The following is an 18,734-nucleotide window of genomic DNA, read 5'->3' on the forward strand; positions in this document are numbered from 1 at the left end:
ATCCCCAAAACCAGGAAGCCGTACGAGCATGGACGAAGAAACCGTGCATGTCGCCATCACGCGACGGGTCCGGGCGGAACATGTCGGTGCCTTTGAAAAGGCGCTGGCGGAATTCGCCCGTGACTCGCTCGAGGCTCCGGGGACGAGAGGTGTGCAGTTTCTCTACCCAGCACCGGGTTCCGGATCGCTGGAGTACGGCATCCTGCGCACCTTCTCCAACCGCGAGGCACGTGAGGCATTCTATCAGTCGCCGCTCTACCAGCAGTGGCAGGACCGCGTGCGCCACATGGTTGAGGGTGATCCCACGTGCCGTGACCTTCACGGCCTGGAGGCCTGGTTCCGGGATCCCGGCGCTGGGCAGCATCCACCCCGGTGGAAGATGGCCCTGATCACCTGGAGCGCGGTGTGGCCGGTGAGCATGCTCATTCCGGCCATTGTTCTACCGTTCATCAGTTCGCTGCCGCACATCCTGCGCGCAGGTGTGATTTCCGCAGGCATCACCGCCACGCTTACTTGGGTGGCCATGCCGCAACTTGTGAAACTCGCGCACCGCTGGCTGCGACCTGAATGAGCGATGCGTGAGGCCAATGTGCATGTTTCCAAATGACAGTGCACCCAGACACATCATCTTATGAGTGCTTCCATCATTCCGGACCTGATACTTACCAACGGACGCATCACCACGCTGGATGCGGCCAAGCCCGAGGCTCGTGAAGTGGTCATCAAGGATGGCCGCATCGTCGGCTTGGACAATGCAGGCGACTTCGCCACCAGCCATCAGACGAAAGTCATCGACCTGAAGGGCAGGCGTGTCATTCCCGGCCTCAATGACTCTCACTTGCACGTCATCCGTGGCGGCTTGAACTACAACATGGAACTGCGCTGGGACGGCGTGCCCTCCCTCGCGGATGGGCTGCGCATGCTGAAGGCACAGGCGCAACGCACGCCTCCGGGACAGTGGGTGCGCATCGTGGGTGGTTGGAGTGAGTTTCAGTTTGCCGAGCGCCGCATGCCGACGTTGGAGGAGATCAATGCAGCCGCGCCGGATACACCGGTCTTCGTCCTCCATCTCTACTGCCGTGCGTTGTTGAACAAAGCGGCGCTGCGTGCGTGCGGCTACACGAAGGACTCGCCCAATCCGCCCGGCGGTGAAATCCAGCGCGACTCCGCAGGGAATCCCACAGGTCTGCTCATCGCGCGACCGAATGCGACCATCTTGTATGCCACCCTCGCGAAGGGGCCGAAGCTGCCACCGGAGCATCAGGTCAACTCCACGCGCCACTTCATGCGCGAGCTGAACCGCCTGGGCCTCACCAGTATCATCGACGCCGGTGGCGGTTATCAGAACTATCCGGAAGACTACGCGGTCATCGACGAACTGCACAAGCGCGGCGAGATGACGCTCCGCATCGCCTACAATCTCTTCACGCAAAAGCCCAAGGAGGAGAAGGCCGACTTTGCCCGCTGGATCAAGATGACCGGCCCCGGCGTGGGGGATGACTATTTCCGGTGCAATGGCGCGGGAGAGATGCTGGTGTTCTCCGCCGCAGACTTCGAGGACTTCCTGGAGCCAAGGCCAGACCTTGTTTCATCGCTTGAGAGTGAGTTGAAGGAGGTGGTGTCGCTACTCGCGGCAAACAAGTGGCCCTTCCGTCTGCATGCCACCTATGACGAAAGCATCACGCGCTTCCTGAATGTGTTCGAGGAAGTGAATCGCGAAACACCCTTCGATGGGGTGCACTGGTTCTTCGACCACTGCGAAACCATCACCGACAAAAACCTGGAACGAGTGAAGGCGCTTGGCGGCGGTGTGGCCATCCAGCATCGCATGGCGTATCAGGGTGAGTACTTCATCGGGCGCTATGGGAAGCAGGCGGCGGAGCGCACCCCACCCGTGCGGCGCATGCTGGAGATGGGCATCCCCGTGGGTGCAGGCACGGATGCGACTCGTGTAGCGAGCTACAATCCCTGGGTCTCGCTCTACTGGCTCACGACCGGAAAGACCGTGGGAGGCATGTCCATGTATCCGGAGAAGAACTGCCTCACGCGTGAGGAGGCGCTGAGGCTTTACACGCAGGGCAGCAGTTGGTTCTCCACGGAGAATGGCAAGAAGGGCAGCCTTGCGAAGGGGCAACTCGCGGATCTCGCCGTGCTCACGGACGATTATTTCAGCGTGCCCGAAGAAGCCATCAAAGGCATCGAGTCCGTGATGACGGTGCTTGGTGGGAAGGTGGTGCATGCCACCGGTGATTTCTCAGGTCATGCACCGGAGGCCCTGCCGGTGCTGCCGGAGTGGTCTCCGATCTCGGTATTCGGCGGCTATGGCGCACCGCTGGATGTGAAGAAGGCCGTGCGTGCCGGTGTGCCCCTGCCGGAAGGGCATGCAGCGAAGACAAGCCTTCGTGGCGTGAGAAGGGCGCCGGCGACACAGCGTGATGATGCGTCGGGCGCGTTTGACTCCTTCTGGGGCTCGGGCTGTGACTGTTTTGCGTTCTAGTGACAAGCGCCGTGAGCTGGAGAAGTATGCGCTTCATGGCGGAGGTTGGACTTTCCAGTCCGACGGTGGGTGTTAGGCCTTCCGGCCTGACGGATGCGGTGGTAAAGTTCTTGCTGTCGGGCCGGAAGGCCCAACGCCCACTGTCAGGGCAGAAGCCCTAACCTCCGTAGTGTATGCAGAGAGCGCTGTGGTATGCAGGAGTGTTCTTGGCCTTTGGCATGTCTCAGACATCTGCACAGGTGCAAGACGCTGCAGCCGATGATGATGTATCGAACGCTGTGTCGATGCCGTCGCTGCATGACTGGAAACTCAGCGTGGAAGGTCATGCTCGCACCATGCAGGAGACCTATCGTGGCGTTGACTTTGGGCTGGGTGACATCGACGACGATGCGTGGGTGCATCAGCGGGTGCAGGTGATGCTGCGTGCGGATTACAAGTCCGCTTTCGCGCTGGCCACTGAACTCACGTGGGGACGCATGTGGGGGAAGAAGAACCCGCTGGCGCCGCCGGATGAAGACAAGCCGGACTTCCTGCAGCTCTTCGCAGAATGGAAACATGCCATTGCCATGGCCGGCGAAGCGGAAGATACCCTGCTGGTGCGAGCGGGAAGACAGACGCTCTACTACGGATCCGGACGTCTATTGTCCCTGCGCGAAGGCGCAAATCAGCGGCTCGCACATGATGCATTCCTCATCTCGCTGAGGCGCGAGCAAGGTGCGCGGGTGGATGCCTTCATCGCGTCACCGGTGCAGATTGAAGATGGCGCCTTTGACAACACGTCCCATCCTGATGAAGTTCTCTTCTGGAGCGTGTACGCAGTGCTGCCGTCGCCGCTGGGGGAGGATCACTTTGTGGATCTCTACTACATCGGCCTGCGCAATGAGGACTCCATCTTTGCCGAGGAGGGAGGTCGGGAGCTGCGCCACACGGTCGGGACACGCTGGTGGAGTGAGGTGGAGCCGTGGGTGTACAATACGGAATTCATCCTGCAGTTCGGCGAGGCCGGGGAACGTGATATCCTTGCGGGTGCTGCGAGCCTGGGTGTGGGGTATGTGTTTCGGGATACCCCATGGCACCCGACACTGGCGCTGAGGGCCGACCTTATCTCCGGTGGTGATGCCACAGGAGACCTGCACACTTTCCATCCGCTCTTCCAGGCGAACAATTACTTCAACGAAGGTGGCTTCGTCTCGCCATCGAACCTTTGTAATATCAATCCCCTCGTGAAGCTGAAGCCACATCCGAAGGTGGAACTCACTCTGGGCGTGAATTTCCTCTGGCGCTACAGCGTGGAGGATGATGTGTATGGTCCACCACTACAGAGGCTTGCCGGTCCTGCACCGGGTGGTGAGCGCTATCTTGGCACCGCGTACAATGCGGCGGTGTCATGGCAGGCGGCTTCGAACACGGAGCTGTCCCTGGGCTTCACGCATCATGAGGCTGGGCCTTCCCTCATCCGCGTGGGTGGTGGCGATGAGGATTACTTCCAGGCGAGCGTGCGCGTGGAGTTTTGAGGAGACGGAGATGCAGGACACGGCCCTGGGAGCGCTGGCCTCAGGCCGGCGTGGGCAAGCCGGGACGAGCTTCAATCTGCCTCGAAACGGGATGGCACTCGCGACTTCAGATACTGCTTCACCTGATTGCACCCCAGAAACGCCGGCCAGAGGCCAGCGCTCCCAGGGCTCGGGGGAAATTACTTTCCGGTCTTCGTGGCACCGCCGTTCTGGAACCACGCATCGCGCTGGCGGCGCAGTTCCTGGATGCGCTCGGCTTCGGACTGGCTCACGGCACGCACGCCAGCGCTCGCTGCGACTGAGCTCGTGGGAAGCTTGCCCAGTTCGTTCCGCTGGTAGGCCATGGAGAAGGGATTGTTCGTGCCCCAGGTCTTCCACGGACCATCGGGCACGTCGTCTTCTTCCACGAATTTCCAGTCCACGGCCTGGCCGCTCTTGAATCCAAGGTAGTCACGCACCGCCGGGGCGATATCGAGACCTGCGCCGTTGTTTTTGCTGTTCTTGGGCCGGGCGTTACCAAAGACGTAGTCCGCGTCGTCCGTGACGAAGGGTCCGCAGTCGCCCCACTGGGCATAGCACATGCGGGTGCCAAAGCGGATGGCAATCCAGCGATCTTCCAGCACAGACTTGCCTTCACGGGTGAAGGTGCCCTTGAACCACGGGATGATCTTCTTCGCCTCTTCCTTGTGCGTGTCGTAATCGACTACGTCATTGTACGGCAGCGCAAAGTAGAAGGGATTTTGCTTGGGCGTGAACTTCGCCGGCTTGAAATTCGTGGTGGCCTTGTCTTCATCGGGGCAATCATAACCGCCAAAGGTCTTCATCCATTTCGGGTCCCAGGAGCTTGCAGTGTTTGGCACGGGATTTTTTTCCGTGGCCAGTTCACCGACCCAGAAGATGGTGGTTACGATGTTGGTCTTCCATGCATACTGGGGGCACTCGCCGGGGCGCTGGTTGGCCTGGTAGACACTCGGTTTGGACAGACCTTGGGCGGGCGTGGTGAGCGAGGAGAGACCCTCGGGTGTGTTGAAGTTCCCATTGCGGTTGGAAATACTCACCCCGGAAGGTGCGAGCATTTGAGCGGCAAGAGAACCAGCGAGGAGCAGGGGAGCGAGAAACGCAGTGCGGGAAAGCAGGGTTCTAATCATTCGTTGGTGGCAGCTGAATGGAGGAATTTTTTCTGAACCGGCGGTGTTAGGCATCCTTGCGCGGCGTGTGTTCAATATTTTGATGCTGTTCACTTGCCATGGGCGCAGTTCATGCAAGTTGCACCTTGGTTGTATGGATTTTGCCTCGCCACATGCGAAGGCGCGCATGTATCATCGCAAAACGCACGCCGCCTCACTCCGCATTTCTTGCTTTCCATTCCTTCTCATGAAGCCCGCCCCGACCCTTTGGCCAGTCCTTGCCCTCCTCGCGTGCTTCACCCTCAGCAGTTGCGCGCGCTATGCGACCGTCACCGAGAGGCGCCCCCAATTCCGCCCGGTGCGCACGGCAGTCGGAGCACTGCTCTCCGTGGAGAAGGACCTCATCGATGTGACGAGAAACAGCCGCCGGGAGCCCATGGAGGCATTGGGCCGCTCCCTCTCCGCGGCACGGGTCGCCCAGGCAGAATTGGACCGCGATCCCACGAATGAAGAGGCTCGCAATGCCTACAACTTTGCCCTGTCCCGTGTCTTCATGATCATTCGGGATGCGAAGCTGGACCCGTGGACAAAGCCCCTGGCCGTACCCACGGCGAACGGCACGCTGGAGCTGACGCACCGGCCCGATTCCCGGGCCAAGTGGAATCCTGCACTGTATGACTTCAAACCCTCCGACCAGTTTGATGTGGGCGGAGTGTTTGTGAAGGAGCACATCACCAAGGACGGCCTCGGTGCCCCGCTGGTGGCCATTGGCAAGGAACAGAACGAAGACGAACGTGAAGAGTTTTTCCTGCCCCGCACTTACTACGGGGTGACAGCGGTGGTGAGATTCCAGGGCGCTCGTGCAGAGATTGCCTTCTACGACCCGCTGGCCACGGAAGACGTGCACGCCGGCAAACACACGTTCCCGCTTGCTGCGGACTTCTCCACGCCCGTGGCGGTGCTGCTCGCCAGCACGAGGCCGGAGAAGATGGGTCTCGCCCGGCTCATCAACCCGGAGAAGTATGCAGACACCGCCCGCATCGCCCGCCTGCAGCCCTATGACCCAAACAAGAAGGTGGTGCTCGTGATTCACGGCCTGAACTCCTCACCGCCCACCTACACGCCGATGATCAATGCGTTGCGTGGCGATGCGAACATCCGCCAGAACTACCAGTTCTGGTTTTTCAGCTATCCCAGCGGCTATCCGTATCCGCATTCCGCGGCCATCCTGAGACATGAGCTGGATGCGATCCAGAAGCGGTTCCCGCTCAAGAAGAAGATGGTCGTCATCGGCCACAGCATGGGTGGTTGCATCAGCCGGCTGCTAATTACCGATGTGGGTGACAAGCTGTGGCTGCAGATGTTTGGCAAGCCACCGGAACAGGTGGACATCTCCGAAGACACCAAGAAGCTGCTCACGGATGCGCTCATCTTCAATCATCGGCCGGAAGTGGGTCGTGTGATTTTCATCTGCGCGCCGCTGAAGGGAGCAGACCTGGCCAAGGGCCCGATAGGCCGCATCGGATCGAGTCTGGTAAGGGCGCCGTTGAGACTGCTGAAAGCCGGCAAGGAGGTGATGCATGTGGTTGTGCTGCACGACGATGCGATGCCCCTCCGGCGCATTCCCAACAGTGTAGACACGCTCGCACCCAACAATGGCTTCGTGCTGGCCATCAATCAGTTTCCCCTGACGCCTGGCATCCCGCACAACACCATCATTGGGGACCGCGGGAGAGGTGGGAACAAGGACAAGACCAGGCCGGTGAGTTCTGATGGCATTGTGCCCTACTGGAGCAGCCACATGCCGACTGCTGAGAGCGAGCTTATCGTGCCAACTCATCACGGCGCACACCAGCATCCCGCTGCCATCGAGGAAGTTCGCCGCATCCTGCTGAAGCATGCGGGTGTGAAGGAGTGAGGATGTGTGTGTACAATGGAGGGGTGATTCGCAGCCAGAGCGACACCTCTCCTGGATCCGGATTGACAGTACGCGTCCGGCTACGGTAGTTTCTCTTCACAGATGATAATGAGTCACCTGCGCACGAGGCTGGGAGTGCCGCTTCTGGCATTTCTTTTCTCTCTGGTACTGCCGGTGCTTGCGGAGGGGAAGCCGTCGTATCCTACGAAGTATGCCTTCAAGATACGGCAGGCCACCGCCACCCTGCAGTTCGAGTTGAAGGAAGGATCCCTGGTGGATCATCTGCGTCTCGAATTCTCGAACCCACGCATCCCGACGCAACGCATTCCCTGCCTTGACGTGATTGAGCTCAATCCTTCGGAAGTCAATCCGGGCTTTGAAGCCGATGATTACGATGGCGACGGTTACTGCGACTTCAGTTTGTGTGATGTCTCGGGAACTCCGTCATATGTGATCCGCATCTATTTTCTCTATTCTCCCACGCTCAGGAGGTTCGAGCGCTGTCGTATGCTGGACGATGCGGGCGTGGGACACTTCGATCCCAAGACCCGCACCTTTGTCGGCTATCGTCGGTCCGGCCCCAGCAAATTCGCGGCAGAGTATCGCCTGGAGGGTGGCAAACTCCGTCTCCTGCGCACCGTGCAGGAAGACTGTGCCCGTCAGTTTCGCGATATTCTGCCAAAGGCGGACGAATTTGACCCCTATCGTGTGACTACCATCTACAGGGCAGATGGCACGGTGCGTCGCTTCTACCGGCGGGTGGGCCAGTAGAGCATTTTAACGCACTCGCCCTTTGGTGACAAAGGTGGCACGCCACCGCGCAAAAGTGATGCAGGCGCGAATCCACTGCATGAGCACGACTCTTAAAGAACTCCAGCAGACCCTCGCGGATGGCGTCGAGGGATTCACCAAGGCTGCCGAATCCGTCAAGGATCCCGGCCTGAAAACCCTCTTCTCCGGCTTTGCCGCGGAGCGGGAGGAAATGGCGCATGAACTCAAAGAGTATGCCCATGCAGAGTCCGAAGAGGACTCCTCCATCACCGGTGCGCTGCATCGCGGATGGATCAATCTCAAAGGCACACTTACCTCCGGAGATGACCACGCCATCCTCGCCGAGTGTGAGCGGGGCGAGGACCATGCACTGGAGGTCTTCCGCGAAGACCTGGACGACGATGTCCCACCGGAAGCCCTGTCCACCATCAGTTCCATCTCCACGCGCATCCTCGCCGTGCACAACAAGGTGAAGGAACTGCGCGACAGTTCGAAGGCGGCATAAGCCCGCATTGCACCAGCCTGCGACGCATCGATTTCTGCCGCCTCACTTCACGAGGTGCTTCGGAAAGTCTGTCACGCGCTCACAGGCGATTTGTTCCATCACCTGCTGGATCTGGCGTTTCAGCATGGTGATGGTATGCGCGCCGCCCTTCTTCCCGAGGGCGCCCACGCCATACATGAAGGTGCGGCCCATGAAGGCAAACTTCGCGCCGCAGGCTAGGGCGCAGGCCACATCCGGGCCGGAGCGCAGGCCGCTGTCGATCATGAGTGTGGTGCGGTGGCCGAATTTCTCCGCAAGTTCCTGCAGGGGCTTGATGGTGGACTGTCCGGCATCAAGCTGGCGGCCGCCGTGGTTCGAGACGATGAGTCCATCCACGCCCAGGCTCAGCGCCTTCTCGGCATCTTCTTCGTTTACGATGCCCTTCACCACGAGCTTGCCCTTCCACTTGTCGCGGATGGCCGCAATGCGTGAGGGACTGAGCCTGCCGGAGAAGGTCTTGTTCATGAAGATGCCCAGGTGCTTCATGTTCGTCCCCTTGGGGATGTACGGAGTCAGCGTCTTGAACTGTGGTGCGCCCGCGCGGAGCTGGCTGAAGGACCACGTGGGGTGCAGCATCATCTGGAAAATATTCCGCAGCGTCATCTTCGGCGGGATGGAGAGGCCATTGCGAATCTCCTTCGGCCGGTAGGCAAAGGTGGGGGTGTCTGCGAGGATGACCAGCACGGAGATGCCGGCCTCCTCAGCGCGCTTCAGCAGTTTGTCCCGCAGGCTCTCCTTCGTGGGGTGGTAGAGCTGGTACCACGCCTGCCCCTGGGTGATCTCTCCCACGGTCTCGATGCTCGCCGTGGCCACCGTGCTGAGGATGAAGGGCACGTTCGCCTTGTAGGCCGCGCTGGAAAGAATCTCCGTGGCCTTCGGCCAGATGAGTCCCTGCAATCCGATGGGCGCGATGCCGAAGGGGGCATCGTAAGTCTTGCCGAAGAGTTCCGTCTTCAGGTCACTGCCCCCATATTCACGCAGGTAGTAGGGGCGGAGCTGCACCTCGCGAATCTCATCCGTGTTCCTCCGTAGATTGATCTCTGAGAAGCAGCCGCCTTCCAAATACTCCAGGACGAAGCGTGGCAACCGTTGCCGTGTGCGGTTGCGCAGATGCTCAACGGACGGATACAGGGAGCTGAAGTAATTGGGGTCCATGAAGAGGAGGGAAAGTGCACTGAGTGGCGACAGAATAAGGTTCCCATCAGGCAATCCTTTCTTCTTCGCCACTGTGGATTTGGCGCGTGTGGTGCCCGCCTTGCAGATTTTTGGGGCATCCCCGGACTCTGTCACCCATTTCCTTCTCGACTCCCGGGCCTGAGGTCTTTAGGATTTTCTCCATGCGCGTTCTCTTTCACCTCACAGAATCCAGCGGAGAGGCCAGTACGGCAGCGGATATGGAGTTGCCGGCAGCACCTCGTGTCGGGGACATGGTCCAGGTCCTGCTCCCGGATGGCAGCCCCTTGCAGCTCACCGTGAACAATGTTCTGTGGGACCTGCGAGACGCGGAAGCGCCCACGGTCTATGTCTGGGGGCTTGAGGACAGGCCTTAGGCATACGCCGTTGCGTAACAGCAGAGAGAGAGAGGTTCGGCGCTGTTTTGCTGCGCCCTCTTGTGCCGTGTGCCGGCCGTCAGCACATCGCGGTCACGGCTCACGAAATGCTGTTCCAGTTCTTCGACAGGGGTATCACCCTAAATTCCTTCCGGCTTCGCCTGCGTTTTCTACGGCGGGTTTATCCTCCTGCCGCTGGCTTCCTCCACCGCTGGGGAAAGTGAGGGTCATCGTGGTGCCGGAGCCCACGTTGCTGATCACGGTGATGGTGCCGCCATGCAGATGTACCACAGTCTTCACCAGGGCGAGTCCCAAACCGGTGCCGCCGTCTTCCTGCGAGACGGTGCGTGCCGCATCCACGCGGTAGAATCGATCGAATAACTTCGGCAGGTGCTCCGCGGGGATGCCGGTACCGGTATCGCTCACATCGATGCGGCAGAACTCGCGCGATTCGCCAATGGTGACCTGCACGCTGCCGCCGGAGGGTGTGTGCCGCAGCGCATTGGAGACAAGATTGGAAAGCGCCAGTCTCAGCAGCGTCACATCGCCATAGGCCGTGCCCTGGCCGACGACCCGCAGAGTGACGTGGCGCTCCTCCGCCAGTGCGGAAAAGAAGTCCAGTACCTCTGCGCCCAGAGTGGCCATGTTTACATTGGATCTCTTGAGCACAGCCTCTGCATTGTCCGCACGCGCGATGAAGAGCAGGCTGTCCACCATGCGCTTGAGCCGTTCATACTCCTCCAGATTGGTGGCGAGGGCGTGACGGTATTCCTCGCTATCACGGTCCTGGGCGAGCATGAGGCTGGTGGAAATCATGAGCCCATTCAGCGGGGTACGCAGTTCATGGGCGGCATCCGCGGAGAACTGGGTGAGCCGGTGGAAGGCCTCACGCAGACGCTCCAGCATGAGGTCGAACTCGCCTGCCGTGTCCGCCAGTTCTCTGGGCCATGGGTTGTGCCCCAGGCGCTCATCCAGGCCGCTCGCACCCACGCGTTTCATGGCCGCAGTGATCTGGTGCAGGGGGCGCAGGCCCCGACGCGTGATCAACCACGCCAGAATGCCCGAGAGCGTGGTTCCCGCCAGCACCACCCAGATGAGCTCATTGCGGAACTCGCGCATCCAGTCATCGATATGGCTCACATCCAGCGCGACGCGGTAGATCAGCAGGACATTCGTCTGCTCTCGCCTCACCTCCGCAGAGGCAAGAAGCAGCATAGGGGAGGAGGGCGACGTCCGGTAGCGCACCGCATTGGTGAGTTCCTCATCCTTTCTAATGGGGGGCGGGAAAGCACTGTCGTCCGGTACCAGTTCGTTGAAGCCGGGCGCTTCCACAATCACCTTGCCCCCAATAGTTCGGATCTGGCCGAACAGCGCATCCATCGTGCGATACGTGTGCGACTTGGCAATCAGTTCCTTCGCGGCGGGTATGTTCGTGGGCACCTTGGCCATTTCAGCGCGCAGGGTGTTGATGTGCGCATCCAGAAACTCGGTATCCTCCTCCTCGAAACTTTCATACAGCCGGTGGTACAGGAAGGCGGCCCCTGAGGACAACGTAATGAGTGCCACCAGCACGTAGCCTGCGACCAGGCGCGTGGTGAGTGCCGTCGCGTGGGTGTGCCACGCTGATGCCGGCGGGGGCATGGAAGCTGCTGCTGGCGATGGAGCGTCAGCCATCTCCACGGTCCTCCAGGCTGTAACCGAGACCACGGTGGGTGTGGATGAGTCGGTTCTTGAAGGGCTCGTCCACCTTGCGCCGCAGACGTCCCATGGCCATGTCCACCGCGTTGGAATCGGCGCTGAAATTGATGTCCCACACCATCTCCGCGATGGTACTGCGGGAGACCACCTCACCCGTGCGCCGTGCCAGCAGGCTGAGCAGTTGAAATTCCTTCGCCGTGAGATCGATCATCCTGCCCTCGCGTCGCGCCTTCATGCCGGGCAGGTCCAGTTCGAGGTTCGCCACCTTGATGACTTCCTTGAGCGCAGCGGGCGTCTGGGCCGCCGTCACCGCCGTCGTTGTGACGCGACGCAGTGCCGTGCGCACCCGCGCGAGGAACTCCGCCCACGCGAAGGGCTTCACGAGGTAATCATCCGCGCCGAGCTCCAATCCACGCACGCGATCCTGCACCGCATCCCGCGCCGTGAGGAAGAGCACAGGCACCTGCACGCCCGCGGCGCGTGCGCGCTCCAGCACCTGCCACCCATCAAGGCCGGGCAGCATGATATCCAGCACAATCAGGTCATGCGTACGCTCCAGGGCCGCCTGCAGGCCAGTTTCCCCATTGTCCGCAGTGGTCACCTCATAGCCGGACTCGCGCAGTCCCCTCGCGAGGGAGTCGCGGCTGCGTCGGTCGTCTTCGACAATGAGGATATTCATGGGTGCTGCAACAGGGCGCCGGCGACGGTCTGCCAGCGAATCCCGGCAACCCTAGCACAAGCGGCCCGGAGCCCGGAAGCGCTGTTTTTGCTTGTTACCTCCGATGATGGAGGAACGCAACGGGGACGACGATGCCCATGGCGGCAGAGGCGCCGTTCTCAAAGGGTGGGACGTTCTTGTCCCTTTTGCGAGGTGACACCCCTCCAAACAAAATCAGGTCCTACCACCCTGCTCAGCTTACGCAGCAAAACCGCCGGTCAGAGCCGCGGCACGACGCTCGCGCAGCTGGTCTGAGGGGTCACGTCGCATGTCGCTCGGCAACTTTCCCTTTTCTCGAAAGAAGGCCCGGCAGAAGGCGGAAATGCTCATGTAGCCCACCTCCGTAGCCACCTGTCCGATGGCGCGGTTTGTGGTGCGCAGCAGTTCCTCAGCCCGGTCAGTTCTCAGTTTGCGGATGTAGTGGGGAATCGTGATTTGATTCACCCGGTAGAACAGGCGGCTCATCTGATACGGGCTGATGCCGGACGCGTTCGCGAGGTCGGTCAGGCTCGGAGGGTTGACGAAGTCAGCCTCGATCATCTGTTGGGCCTGCAGGCCTGCCTGCTTCTCAAAATCCTGCTGCATGTGGAGATTATTAACAAATTTGTTAATTTTGCAATGCAAAGGTTAGGACATCGGAAAAAACCTTTAGTCCTCAGGCAATTCCGGCACAGTAGTTGTGCTGATATTGCAGGATTGCCCCCATACAAGGGGTGGAAAGATGGGCTATATCGAGCACCGCCTGGCGCATTTGCCACCCGTGGAGGGAGGGGGAGCGTGTGCTCTGCGGGTCCGAGGTGCCTGCAGCTACACCGGAGCCGGGCATGCCTAGGTATATCTGTTTATATTATACCATCCTATACCGTGGCTGGCGATGCCCCGGTGAAGGTCATGTTCACCAAAGTACCTGAGACAGGACTCGAACCTGCACTAGTTTCCCAACCAGATCCTAAGTCTGGCGCGTCTACCAATTCCGCCACTCAGGCATGAGTGAGTATGTCGTGAGGCGGAAGGTGGCGGTGGGGCGGCGCAGTGGCAACGAATTTTTGAGGAGGGATGCATCTGCACGTGGGCATACGCTCTCCCACTGCCGGCCTGCCTACTTCCCGCCTTCCGTCCTTCCGCCCTTCCCCCAGTGCACGATCACCAGCACCACGACGCCGGTGAGCAGCACGGCGATGAGGGGCACGATGCCGACGATGGGACTCACGATGGCGCGGCAGGTGTTTGGCGTCATCCAGGGGACAAACTCCCCCTCACGCAAGGCTTTGGAGGTGAAGACCACGCCGCCGAAGTACTTCATGCCGGAGACCCACCCGGCGTGCAAGCCGATGGAGAGCCACAGGCCGCCGGTGGAGAGTCGCGCGCGGCCCAGCACCCAGCCCACGGCGGCGAGCAGCAGGAACTCGCTCACAAAATTCTCCCAGCGACCGAAGCCGCGGAAGAGTTGCGTGATCACCCAGAAGCCGCTCGTCCACGTGACGGATGCATCGGGAAGCGCGCCATCGATCGGGGGCTTCAGGAAATGCACAAAGGCGAAGATGCCGGTGGTCCACCACAGCCCGGCACGAGTGCCCAGCGAGCGGCACAGGATGCCCAGAACCGCGCCGCGAAACAGGAACTCCTCAATGATGCTCACGCTGAATCCAGAGAGGAGGGGTTTGAAAAGGTTGCCCCACTTCGCGGTGGGGTGGATGCGGCATGCCTCTACCCACCAGCAAAACCCGCCCATGAGGGCGATGAAGATGAGCGCCGTGAAAAATCCGAGGGCCGTCTCACCGGCGCCGCGCGACAGTTGTGTCTCGCCCACAATCTCGTGCCACTTCATGCGCAGCGCCTTCAGCAGCGGCCACAGGCCCAGTACGGCGGCGAGGAGGACGGCGCGATTGAAGTAGCCAGGGAATTCCTTCCCTTCCAGGATGCCTGCGAGGAAGCTGTTTGGTGAGTTCTGGACTACACTCTTCGCCGCGAAGAAAAGCGGCGGCGCCAGCAGCGCCCCCAACAGCAGCACCCCGGCGACATAGCCGAGAATGAGCAGCAGCGTATTGGAGGACTTGGAAGCCGAAGCGCGGGGGGGCATCGTTTGCGGTAGCGTGGCAGGCAGGGAATGACAAGCGGGGATACGACGGGGAATGGAGCGGTGGAGTAGGGGAATGTTGGAATGGTGGGAACTGACAAAGCCTGTAGGGGTCGACTTCGCTGAAAGCCCTATTGCGGCGCATCCGCCGCCGCGTTTCGCACGATTTTCCTTATAAAGAGTGAACGCCCAAGATAGAGTCCGAGTCACTGCCGAAACCCAAGCCATGCCCCGCGTTACAGACCTTCATGTTGTCACGAATACCGCCTTGCCTGCGCCGCAGGACATGGTGCGGGAGATTCCGCGCACCGAGACGCATGCGGAATTTGTGGCAAAGGCGCGTGGCGAGATCGAGAATATCTTGAGCGGTAAGGATGAACGACTGCTCGTCATCGTGGGTCCCTGCTCCATCCATGAGCTGAAGGCGGGTCGCGAGTATGCCGAGCGCCTGGCCACGCTGGCTCAGGAAGTGAAGGAACGCATGCTGCTGGTGATGCGTGTGTATTTTGAGAAGCCACGCACCTCCCTGGGGTGGAAGGGGCTCATCATGGACCCGCACCTGGATGGCACGAATGACATCCCAGGCGGCCTGCGCCTGGCCCGCACTTTCCTGCGGGATGTGCTGGACTGCGGCGTGGCCACGGCCACGGAGATGTTGGATCCCATCACACCACAATACATCGCGGACCTCACCTGCTGGAGCGCCATCGGCGCGCGCACGGTGGAGTCGCAGACACACCGGCAGATGGCCAGCGGCCTCTCCATGCCGGTGGGGTTCAAGAACGCCACCTCCGGCGCGGTGCTGCCCGCCATCAATGCCATCAAGGCCGCGACCCAGCCGCAGACTTTTTTGGGCATCAGTGAGGATGGACGCGCGAGCGTGGTGAATACCACCGGCAATGCCGCGAGCCATCTCATCCTGCGCGGTGGCGAGGATGGACCGAACTTCGATGCAGACTCCGTATCATCCGCACTCGCTGCCCTGGAGAAGCACAAGCTGCCTCCCGTGGTGATGATCGATGCCAGCCACGCGAACTGCGGCAAGGACTGCACGCGTATGCCGGATACCTTCCGGGAGATTGTGCGCCAGCGTGTCACCGGCACCCGCGGCATCATCGGCGCCATGCTGGAGAGTAATCTCGTGGCCGGCGCGCAGAATCTCGGGTCTTCACGTGAAGGCCTCGTCTATGGTCAGTCCATCACCGACCAGTGCATGGATTGGGAGACCACGCAGGAACTCATTCGGAAGACGGCGGGTCGCCTGCCCGGCGTCACCCTCGGGCAGACGGTGTTTGCTTGAGCCGGGCGCACGCTGCGCTACCACTGGGGCATGGACTGCCGCGCCTCACGTACCCAGGACCCGGACGAGTGGATTGCCACCTGCCCGCCGTACTCGAAGCCGCTGTGTGAGGAGCTGCGCGAGTGGATCTTCCGCTGGGAGCCGGACCTCACCGAGTCCATCAACAGCAACATGCTCTGCTACTCGCGGAAGAAACGCGTGGTCTCCCTCGGCGCCTTCACGGACCATGCCGAGATCTGCTTCTACCGTGGCGGGGAGCTGAACGATGCCGCGAAGCTCTTCAACCACGGTGAGGGCAACATGGGCATCCGCGGCATCAAGGTGAAGTCACTCGATGAATTGGAAAAAGGCGCACTGCGTGCCCTCGTGCACGCCGCCGTGGCACTCGATACCCAGCCCGCACTGCCACCTCCGCCGAAGGTAAAGCGCGAACCCTGGCCCATGCCGCCACTGCTGGAGGAAGGATTGAAGAAGAACAAGAAAGCCGCCGCCTTCTTCACGAGCCTGAAGCCCACCTATCAGCGCGAGTACATGGTGTGGGTGAGCACCGCGAAACGCGAAGAGACGCAACAGGAGCGCCTGAAAGACACACTCAAAGCCCTCGCCGCAGGAAAGAAGTGGGCGCAGCGGAAAGAAGCGTAGAAGAGTTTGCGGTGGTTGAGCGATGGCTGAGCAGTTGTTGAGCCATGGTTTTGGTTGCCACTACTCGATCTGAGCTATCCCTCAATTTCCTCTGCGTCTTTGTGCCTCTGTGTTGAAATCCTTGATCCTGCCACCGCTTTGCATGGAGGCGCATCCTCACTTCTTTTTCTTCTTCACCGTCGGCTTCTCCGGCATCGGCGCTGGCGCGGCGAAGTCACCGGTGATCAGTTCCACCAATCTCGCGCCGCCCGAAGTCAGCGTGCCGGTGTTGCCACTGCCTGACACATAGCCGCGGCAGTGGTACGCATGGGGAATGCCCACATCCCGCACCCAGGTCACGGTGGGTTTATTTACCGTCAGGGAGCTCGGCTTCACGCTCATGGGTAGGCCGGACTCACTGAGCGTGATTTCCCAGGAGGGCGAGCTCTGTTCCAGCCCCTGACCCAGCCACGGGTACAGCTTCACGATTTCCGGTTCACCCTTGCGCGGCGTCACCACCTTGAACCCTTCAGGGCCGGACTTCACAAAGTCGGCCACCGTCAGTGCGGGATTCTTACGATGCTCCAGGAAGAGACCGGCGACGTTCATGCCGGAGAGGTTCAGCCCGTTGTACACGCCGTGGTGATTCGGGCTGGGACGGAAGTTCTTTGAATGCCACTCCTCGAAGCGGCTGCTGAGGAACATGTTCACCTCCACGTGCACATGCGAGCGGCGACGGTCGATGCCCGCGCCAGTGTGGCCCATCACGCCGATCACACTCCCCGGTTCCACCTTCGCGCCCACGGTCGTGAGGCAACCGCTCAGGTGCGCATACAGCGAATAGAAAGGCCCCTGCCCCCAGTCATGTCGGATGACGATGTAGCGACCGTAGTTGCTCGCGCCGGGCGAGTCTGACACATGCACCACCTCGCCAGCCGAGATGCTGTAAATTTTGTCCTGCGGTTCGCCTGAGGCATCGCGATGCACCGGAGCGATGTCGATGCCTTCATGAAAGTGCATCTGCACCACCTGCGGGCCGAAGCGGACGGGGCCCCGCACAAAGCCGAACTGCCCTCCCTCCCACGGTGTGGACTTCTCCTTCTCGAAATCGCGGTCTACGAACATGTAGAATCCCGGGCCGTCATTGCGGAAGAGCGCGTCATTATCCGTGGGCAGCCGCAGTGTCATGCTGGCACCCGGGGCCGTAGCCGAAGCTGCGCCGGGAGTCTGGGCATCCACGCGCATCGTCACCGTGAGCGTGACGGTGGCCGTGGCGAGAAGGAGAGTCAGCAGGAGGGGAAGAGGCGTGAAGCGCATGAGATGTCAGAGAAAGGGAAAACGCAGGACGGCGTGGAAAGCTGGCAGCGGGAATGATGCCGGACCGCAACGTATCGAAGCGATAGCGGATTTTGGCCGTCCACACATGCGTGGTGGACCCCAGCGGGTTGCCATTTCCCGCCAGTCGGCACGTCTGCACGGTCGTGCCGTGTGCAGCGCGCATGCGTGCCGGTGCCTTGGGTTGACTGGTCCGCTTACCGTGGCAGTGGCGGCAGCGAGGCAGGGGGCGCGGGCCGGGTGGGCATGGCGGGTGCCGCGGGTTGCTGTTGCTGCGGGGGCACGCCGGGCGTCGTGGGGGCTCCGGGAGGTGCTCCCCCTTCCACCGGCATCTGGCTGCTGACATTGCCAGCGGGCAGGCTGGGGATTTCAGTCTCCACGGGCTTGCCGGCCTTGCGCGCCTTCTCCGCTTCTTTTTCCAGGCGGTCAGCCTCCTGCTTCGCCCTCTTGCGCTCCTTGCGGGTGGAGGGGACCATTTCCATGTCCGTCGACATGGTCGGAGGTCCGCCCGGCTTGATGCGGCGGATCTTCTTGTCCATCTCGACGATGACTTCCTCCGGGACGCCCTGCCAGATGGTGAACAGTCCATCAGACACCGGGCGTGTGATCTGGGAGTAGTCCACCGGCTTGCCGTTTACCATGGCGATCAGGAGTTCACCCTGCCGCATGCGGGTGGCCATTTCGAGTGTGCCGCGTCCGCGCACCTCGAGCTGGAGCGCCACACCCATGCCATTACCGTTGTCCGCCGGGAAGGGGTGAAAGGCCACCACATTCTCCTGGGTGATTTCAGCCAGCTTTTTGAAGACCATCTGCTTTCCCCCGACGCTCACGGGGAACATCGTCTGGGGCACATCCATCTCTTCCGCCTGGGCATGGATGCTGATGGTGAACTTCGGCTTCTTGCTCATGCCCATGAAAAGGGGGGCCAGAGCCAGGAGGAGGAGGGGGACAATGCGACGCATGGGGAGATTGAAACGGGAGTGCGGCCATTTTGCAAGGAAAGGAAGGGCAAGTGTGACCCGCCTTCGCGCTGCCGTACTTATCTCGCGAGGTGTCCTACGAAT

The 18,734-nt window shown here is 61.0% G+C and carries 17 protein-coding genes and 1 tRNA gene; 9 read left to right on the plus strand and 9 right to left on the minus strand.

From position 1 onward, the window contains the following. Positions 1 to 28 precede the first annotated feature (28 nt). The 3 genes from G5S37_RS02800 (at position 29) to G5S37_RS02810 (ending at position 4,011) form a co-directional block, all read left to right on the plus strand. Positions 29 to 571, plus strand: a complete 543-nt coding sequence (locus G5S37_RS02800) for an antibiotic biosynthesis monooxygenase (protein ID WP_165200598.1) — start codon at positions 29 to 31, stop codon at positions 569 to 571. A 60-nt stretch (positions 572 to 631) separates the two neighbouring features. Further along, entirely contained in the window at positions 632 to 2,497 is a 1,866-nt protein-coding gene (locus G5S37_RS02805) for an amidohydrolase (protein ID WP_165200601.1), read from the plus strand. A gap of 218 nt (positions 2,498 to 2,715) precedes the next feature. After that, a complete protein-coding gene (locus G5S37_RS02810; RefSeq protein WP_165200604.1) occupies positions 2,716 to 4,011 on the plus strand; it encodes an alginate export family protein in 1,296 nt (431 codons plus the stop codon). Positions 4,012 to 4,190: 179 nt separating this feature from the next. Here G5S37_RS02810 and G5S37_RS02815 read toward each other — a convergent pair whose 3' ends face one another. Beyond that, positions 4,191 to 5,159 carry a hypothetical protein gene (locus G5S37_RS02815; protein ID WP_165200607.1) on the minus strand — a complete coding sequence of 323 codons (969 nt, stop codon included), beginning with the start codon at positions 5,157 to 5,159 and terminating at the stop codon, positions 4,191 to 4,193. Between the two features lie 226 nt (positions 5,160 to 5,385). On the opposite strand from G5S37_RS02815, the gene G5S37_RS02820 reads away from it, so the two are divergent. The 3 genes from G5S37_RS02820 (at position 5,386) to G5S37_RS02830 (ending at position 8,332) form a co-directional block, all read left to right on the plus strand. Continuing rightward, on the plus strand, positions 5,386 to 7,056 hold the full coding sequence (locus G5S37_RS02820) for a hypothetical protein (RefSeq protein ID WP_165200610.1): 1,671 nt from the start codon (positions 5,386 to 5,388) through the stop codon (positions 7,054 to 7,056). Positions 7,057 to 7,164: 108 nt separating this feature from the next. Beyond that, on the plus strand, positions 7,165 to 7,827 hold the full coding sequence (locus G5S37_RS02825) for a hypothetical protein (RefSeq protein ID WP_165200613.1): 663 nt from the start codon (positions 7,165 to 7,167) through the stop codon (positions 7,825 to 7,827). Positions 7,828 to 7,906: 79 nt separating this feature from the next. Further along, a complete protein-coding gene (locus G5S37_RS02830; protein ID WP_165200616.1) occupies positions 7,907 to 8,332 on the plus strand; it encodes a PA2169 family four-helix-bundle protein in 426 nt (141 codons plus the stop codon). Between the two features lie 42 nt (positions 8,333 to 8,374). Here G5S37_RS02830 and G5S37_RS02835 read toward each other — a convergent pair whose 3' ends face one another. Continuing rightward, positions 8,375 to 9,526, minus strand: coding sequence for an alpha-hydroxy acid oxidase (locus G5S37_RS02835; protein ID WP_165200619.1), 1,152 nt, complete (start codon positions 9,524 to 9,526; stop codon positions 8,375 to 8,377). Between the two features lie 182 nt (positions 9,527 to 9,708). Here G5S37_RS02835 and G5S37_RS02840 point away from each other — a divergent pair, with 182 nt between their 5' ends. Then, the gene (locus tag G5S37_RS02840; protein WP_165200622.1) at positions 9,709 to 9,921 is read left to right on the plus strand and encodes a hypothetical protein; all 213 of its coding nucleotides are present in this window, start codon (positions 9,709 to 9,711) and stop codon (positions 9,919 to 9,921) included. 135 nt (positions 9,922 to 10,056) lie between these two features. Here G5S37_RS02840 and G5S37_RS02845 read toward each other — a convergent pair whose 3' ends face one another. The 5 genes from G5S37_RS02845 to G5S37_RS02865 all read right to left on the minus strand — a co-directional run bounded on the left by G5S37_RS02845 (position 10,057) and on the right by G5S37_RS02865 (position 14,417). After that, entirely contained in the window at positions 10,057 to 11,595 is a 1,539-nt protein-coding gene (locus tag G5S37_RS02845) for a heavy metal sensor histidine kinase (protein WP_165200625.1), read from the minus strand. After that, positions 11,588 to 12,298, minus strand: coding sequence for a heavy metal response regulator transcription factor (locus tag G5S37_RS02850; protein ID WP_165200628.1), 711 nt, complete (start codon positions 12,296 to 12,298; stop codon positions 11,588 to 11,590). Before G5S37_RS02850 ends, G5S37_RS02845 begins: the two co-directional genes overlap by 8 nt. A gap of 237 nt (positions 12,299 to 12,535) precedes the next feature. After that, on the minus strand, positions 12,536 to 12,922 hold the full coding sequence (locus G5S37_RS02855; protein WP_165200631.1) for an AraC family transcriptional regulator: 387 nt from the start codon (positions 12,920 to 12,922) through the stop codon (positions 12,536 to 12,538). Between the two features lie 319 nt (positions 12,923 to 13,241). Continuing rightward, positions 13,242 to 13,323, minus strand: a tRNA-Leu gene (locus G5S37_RS02860). A 113-nt stretch (positions 13,324 to 13,436) separates the two neighbouring features. Further along, entirely contained in the window at positions 13,437 to 14,417 is a 981-nt protein-coding gene (locus G5S37_RS02865) for a CPBP family intramembrane glutamic endopeptidase (RefSeq protein WP_165200634.1), read from the minus strand. Positions 14,418 to 14,640: 223 nt separating this feature from the next. Between G5S37_RS02865 and G5S37_RS02870 the strand changes: the two genes are divergently transcribed. Together G5S37_RS02870 and G5S37_RS02875 are read left to right on the plus strand one after the other, a co-directional pair. Then, complete coding sequence (locus G5S37_RS02870; RefSeq protein WP_165200637.1) at positions 14,641 to 15,714, plus strand: 3-deoxy-7-phosphoheptulonate synthase; 1,074 nt, start codon at positions 14,641 to 14,643, stop codon at positions 15,712 to 15,714. A gap of 30 nt (positions 15,715 to 15,744) precedes the next feature. Continuing rightward, a complete protein-coding gene (locus tag G5S37_RS02875; protein ID WP_165200640.1) occupies positions 15,745 to 16,356 on the plus strand; it encodes a YdeI/OmpD-associated family protein in 612 nt (203 codons plus the stop codon). A gap of 156 nt (positions 16,357 to 16,512) precedes the next feature. Here the strand turns inward: G5S37_RS02875 and G5S37_RS02880 are convergent, their stop codons facing one another. Together G5S37_RS02880 and G5S37_RS02885 are read right to left on the minus strand one after the other, a co-directional pair. Further along, the gene (locus G5S37_RS02880; protein ID WP_165200643.1) at positions 16,513 to 17,652 is read right to left on the minus strand and encodes a M23 family metallopeptidase; all 1,140 of its coding nucleotides are present in this window, start codon (positions 17,650 to 17,652) and stop codon (positions 16,513 to 16,515) included. 215 nt (positions 17,653 to 17,867) lie between these two features. After that, a complete protein-coding gene (locus G5S37_RS02885) occupies positions 17,868 to 18,632 on the minus strand; it encodes a hypothetical protein (RefSeq protein WP_165200646.1) in 765 nt (254 codons plus the stop codon). Positions 18,633 to 18,734: the final 102 nt, after the last annotated feature.

Origin of the sequence: Roseimicrobium sp. ORNL1, from assembly GCF_011044495.1 — a bacterium.
Classification (GTDB): domain Bacteria; phylum Verrucomicrobiota; class Verrucomicrobiia; order Verrucomicrobiales; family Verrucomicrobiaceae; genus Roseimicrobium.